This is a genomic window from Mycobacterium sp. DHQP2018-32-09 (assembly GCF_058148405.1).
Genome location: NZ_JBYVYK010000102.1, coordinates 1 through 4,337, shown reverse-complemented (window position 1 = coordinate 4,337; position 4,337 = coordinate 1). Strand labels below are relative to the sequence as shown.

Annotated in this window: 7 protein-coding genes; 1 reads left to right on the top strand and 6 read right to left on the bottom strand. The window is 68.9% G+C overall.

Going from position 1 to position 4,337, the window contains the following annotated elements; genetic code table 11:
* Positions 1-159: 159 nt before the first annotated feature.
* From AC30CM_RS26765 to ychF, 6 genes are all read right to left on the bottom strand, one after another.
* On the bottom strand, positions 160-546 hold the full coding sequence (locus AC30CM_RS26765; RefSeq protein WP_490119938.1) for a DUF732 domain-containing protein: 387 nt from the start codon (positions 544-546) through the stop codon (positions 160-162).
* Positions 547-602: 56 nt separating this feature from the next.
* Positions 603-1,010, bottom strand: coding sequence for an ester cyclase (locus AC30CM_RS26760; RefSeq protein ID WP_490119939.1), 408 nt, complete (start codon positions 1,008-1,010; stop codon positions 603-605).
* A 128-nt stretch (positions 1,011-1,138) separates the two neighbouring features.
* Complete coding sequence (locus AC30CM_RS26755; protein WP_490119937.1) at positions 1,139-1,363, bottom strand: hypothetical protein; 225 nt, start codon at positions 1,361-1,363, stop codon at positions 1,139-1,141.
* 59 nt (positions 1,364-1,422) lie between these two features.
* Complete coding sequence (locus AC30CM_RS26750) at positions 1,423-1,776, bottom strand: DUF1801 domain-containing protein (protein ID WP_490119936.1); 354 nt, start codon at positions 1,774-1,776, stop codon at positions 1,423-1,425.
* Positions 1,777-1,961: 185 nt separating this feature from the next.
* On the bottom strand, positions 1,962-2,288 hold the full coding sequence (locus AC30CM_RS26745) for a hypothetical protein (protein WP_490119935.1): 327 nt from the start codon (positions 2,286-2,288) through the stop codon (positions 1,962-1,964).
* 179 nt (positions 2,289-2,467) lie between these two features.
* Positions 2,468-3,565 (bottom strand): redox-regulated ATPase YchF, encoded by a 1,098-nt coding sequence (gene ychF / locus AC30CM_RS26740; protein WP_490119934.1) that lies wholly within the window; start codon positions 3,563-3,565, stop codon positions 2,468-2,470.
* An 84-nt stretch (positions 3,566-3,649) separates the two neighbouring features.
* On the opposite strand from ychF, the gene AC30CM_RS26735 reads away from it, so the two are divergent.
* Positions 3,650-4,337, top strand: a 688-nt coding sequence (locus AC30CM_RS26735; protein WP_490119933.1) for a DUF6542 domain-containing protein, incomplete at its 3' end; no start/stop codon positions are given.

Genomic DNA, 4,337 nt, shown 5'->3' with positions numbered 1-4,337 from the left:
CCGCGGCGGCGGACCTGGCGGTTGCTGCCGGGCGGGCGGTTGCGGCGGCGGTGGACGCCGGCCGCGCCAATCGGGTTCCCCGGGGCGTTGCGGTGGCGTGGTCACGTGCGCGATTCTGCCTCGTGCAGCTGGGGGCAGGCGTCCTCGTGCACGGCCGGATCAGCGCCCGACGATCGAGTTGTACTGCGGGCAGTAGGACGCGACCGCGCCCCAGACCAGGTTGACCGACTGCTTCTTGTCGAGCCCTTGGGCCTGCAGACGGCTCATCACGCCGCGGACGGTGCGGGCCGGTTCGATGCGGCCGGCGTCGACGGCCTTGCAGATCTCCTGACCGATCGCGATGGCGTCGGAGTTGGAGTTCACCGGCACGTCGAGTTCCTTGACGACCTTGAGGAACTGCTGATCTTGGGCGCTGAGGTCGGCCGCGGTCGGATCGGCCGCGGTCGGCTCTGCCATGACGGGCGCGGCGACGGCGATGGCCGCACTCGCGGCGGCAGCGGCCAGCGATGCGGACAGGACGACTCTCGGGGACCGCCGGTGGGACACGTTTTCTCCTGGGGGTGGACGACGCACACTGCTTGTCGCCACGATAGTGCCAGGCGTTACTCCCTTCTGAGTTGGTCGGCCGGATCCAGTTGGCGGCGAACGGCATCGACGTCCAGCAGCGACCACACCTCGGAGATGCGCGCGTCGGCGTAGCGGTACAGCACGTGCTCGGCGAACGTGATGAGCCGACCGGTCGGCGCGCATCCCAGGAATTCGCGCTGCGGCGTGCAGCGGAACAGCAGGCGGCATGCGACGACGTCGCCGGTGCTGGTGAGCAGTTCCGGCGTGAACCGCAGATCCGGGATGACCGTCGTGTCGGCGATCAACATGTCCCGGTAGCCGGCGAGGCCCAGGCGGCGGTCGTTGTGCACCACGTCGTCGGACACGAAGTCTCCGAGCCGCTCCCACGCGCGGTCGTTCAGGCAGTCGAGGTAGTCGCGGTAGCACCCCAGCAGGTCGGTCATGGTCACACCCCGTTCCTGGCGCGGGCCGCGCCGGTCGACGGGTTGGTGATAATGCGGGTCGACACGCTCGTCATCGCGGCTCCTCGGGATGGGCGGTTACCCGCACCCTAGGCACGGGGTCCGACAGCTCAGGTCACCATCGCGGCGATCCGGCGGGCGACCTCCGGGGCCGCGGCATGCGTCGTGTCGACGACCTCGGCCGCGGCGCGCAGCACGAAGTGCCGCTCGACGTTCATCAACACCTCGCCGATCATCTCGGCGTCGAACACCCGCGAGTCGGGGATCAGTCGCTGGACCAGCAGGCTGGTGGTCGTCTTGCCGACGCCGTGGGTGCCGTTCAACCAGACGATCATGGGTGCACCCTAGGGCGCGTGAACCGTCGTGGACGAGGTTCGACGCGACAGCGCTTCGATCACTCGATCGCGGCGCGGACGATCTCGGCGATCCGCGTCTCGGTCGTCTCGTCGAGGTCCTCGAAGGACCAGGCGGCGGGGATCAACCGCCCGTCCCGGCCGCCGGCGGGCGTCAGCGTCGCCTTCTCGCTCACCCCGAGGGTCATCACGTCGTCGTTGCGGATGAAGACGAGCACGGGGGCGCTTGCGGATCTGGCATAACCCGGCATGCCGTACCAGATCCGGGGTTTCAGGTCCGGTGCCGCGGCGACGATCACGTCGTGCACGCGTTGCATGACGCTGCGCCTCGGCTCGGCCATGCCGGCGATCTTGTCGAGGACTTGCTGCAGGTTCCTGTCGTCCTTGGTGGCCATGCCCATGTCCTTCCGTGAGCCGGTGTCGAGCTACCGGCACGATGGAGTTTGCGCACCGAGCGGTGCAGCACCCCATCGGGACATGTCCTCTGGTCGAGAACCCTCCGCAATGATTCAGGTGATCGTCACCTGGAAGCGCGCCTGAACGTTAACACCCGCTAGATCTCGAAGCGGAACTCACGACGTCACCGCCCACCGACGCGTCTTTCGGTCGCGGCCATTTCACGTCCGACCGTAGCCTGATCGCGCCGCTCACCCGCCCTCGTGCGGTCGACGCGGTCGCGCTCGCGCTGCAGGCGGTCGCGCTCGCGCTGGGCAGCCGTGCCTTCGCGTTCGTCGGCGAGACGCTCACGCTCGTCGGCATCCCGCTCCCGCGCATCTGCGATCCGATCTCGCTCATCGGCCATGCGATCACGCTGATCTGCGAAATGCTCGCGTCTCTTCAGATCGCTCTCTCGGCGTGCTGCGTGGTCGAACTCACCGGGCCGGCCGTCGGTGTGAACCTCGTCCACCTGCGTACCTCCTCGGCTGCCACACCCCGGACACGACGAGGTGGAGTGGGTGAGGGCACGTCAAGGGTAGTCGGACACGACGCGTGACGAAGCCGACTCGCGGATGATCGAATCCCTGCTCCGACCGGCCGAGCACAACCCCGGCTCGACGGCCCGACGCCGTCGCGTCGGTCGAGTCGTCAGGCCTTGCTCTTCGATGTCGACGCCGTTCCGAAGCGGAACTCCACGACGTCCCCGTCGGCCATGACGTAGTCCTTGCCCTCCATGCGGACCTTGCCCGCGGCCTTGGCGGCGGCCATGGAGCCGGCCTCGACGAGGTCGTCGAAGGACACGATCTCGGCCTTGATGAACCCCTTCTCGAAGTCGGTGTGAATGACGCCCGCCGCCTTGGGCGCGGTGTCGCCCTGGTGGATCGTCCACGCCCTGGACTCCTTGGGCCCGGCCGTCAGGTAGGTCTGCAGCTTGAGCGTGTGGAAGCCGGCGCGGGCCAGCGCGTCCAGGCCGCGCTCGGTCTGCCCGATGGACTCCAGCAGCTCGGCGGCCGACTCCTCGTCCAGCTCCTGCAGCTCCGCCTCGATCTTGGCATCCAGGAACACCGCGTCGGCCGGGGCCACCAGCTCCCGCAGCGCCGCCGTGCGCGCGTCGTCGGTGAGCACCGACTCGTCGGCGTTGAACACGTAGAGGAACGGCTTGGTGGTCATCAGGTTCAGCTCGCGCAGCACGGCCCAGTCCTTGCCGGTGGAGAACAGCGTCTTGCCGCCGTCGAGCACCTCGCCGGCCGCGACCGCGGCGTCGAGCACCGGCTTGCGCTCCTTGTTGGTGCGCGCTTCCTTCTCCAACCGCGGGACGGCCTTCTCCAGGGTCTGCATGTCCGCGAGGATCAGCTCGGTCTCGATCACCTCGATGTCGGACACCGGGTCCACCTTGCCGTCGACGTGCACCACGTCGTCGTCGGCGAACACTCGCACCACCTGACAGATCGCGTCGCACTCGCGGATGTTGGCCAGGAACTTGTTGCCCAGCCCGGCACCCTCCGAGGCGCCCTTCACGATGCCCGCGATGTCGACGAACGTCACCGGCGCCGGCACGGTCTTCTCCGAACCGAAGATCTCGGCCAGCTTGTCCAGCCGTGGATCGGGCAGCGCGACGACGCCCTCGTTCGGCTCGATGGTGGCGAACGGGTAGTTGGCGGCGAGTACGTCGTTACGAGTCAAGGCGTTGAACAACGTCGACTTCCCGACGTTTGGCAGCCCGACGATTCCGAGGTTGAGGCCCACGGGTAGATGAGTCTACGAGGCGGCCGCTGGCACGCCGGAGCGCGCTGGCAGCGTTCTTCGAGGCATTGCCGGTACGGTCGACGTGTGTCAGGACTGCAGGGCCCCTCGGCGGTGCCCGCCGAGGAACGCTCGGCGCTGCCCCAATTTCGCGGTCTCCCCTGGTGGGGAGCTGTTTTGCTGGCCGTCACGCTGACGCTGGTCGGCTTCGCCTACGACGCGGGTACCGGGACCAAGGCGCTCAGCGCCGCCTTCACCGTGTGCTACGTCACGGGCTGCGTGCTGGCCGTGTTGGCGGTGCGCCAGTCCGGGATCTTCAGCACCATCGTGCAGCCGCCGCTGATCCTGTTCGTCGCGGTGCCGTCGTCGTACTTCATGTTCCACGGCGGCGACATCCACGGCATCAAGGACATCCTGATCAACTGCGGCTACCCGCTGATCGAACGCTTCCCGCTGATGTTCTTCACCGCGGTGACGGTCCTCGCCATCGGCGCCGCCCGCTGGTATCTGCACACCTCGGCCGTGCGCAGCGGTGGGGCCGTGGCGGCCGACGGCGACGCCCCGGCGGCGCCGGCCCGCCGGTCCCGCCGACGCGCGACCACCGCCACCGACGACGCACCCGCCGAGGAAGCCACCCCTGCGCGGCGGCAGCGCAGGCACACCGTCGACCGCACCGCTTCCGCCTCCGCCTCCGCCTCTGACGATGACGCCCCGCGTCCGCGCCGGCGGACGTCGACCGGCGGCGCGTCGCGGTCGCGGCATTCTCGACCGCCGG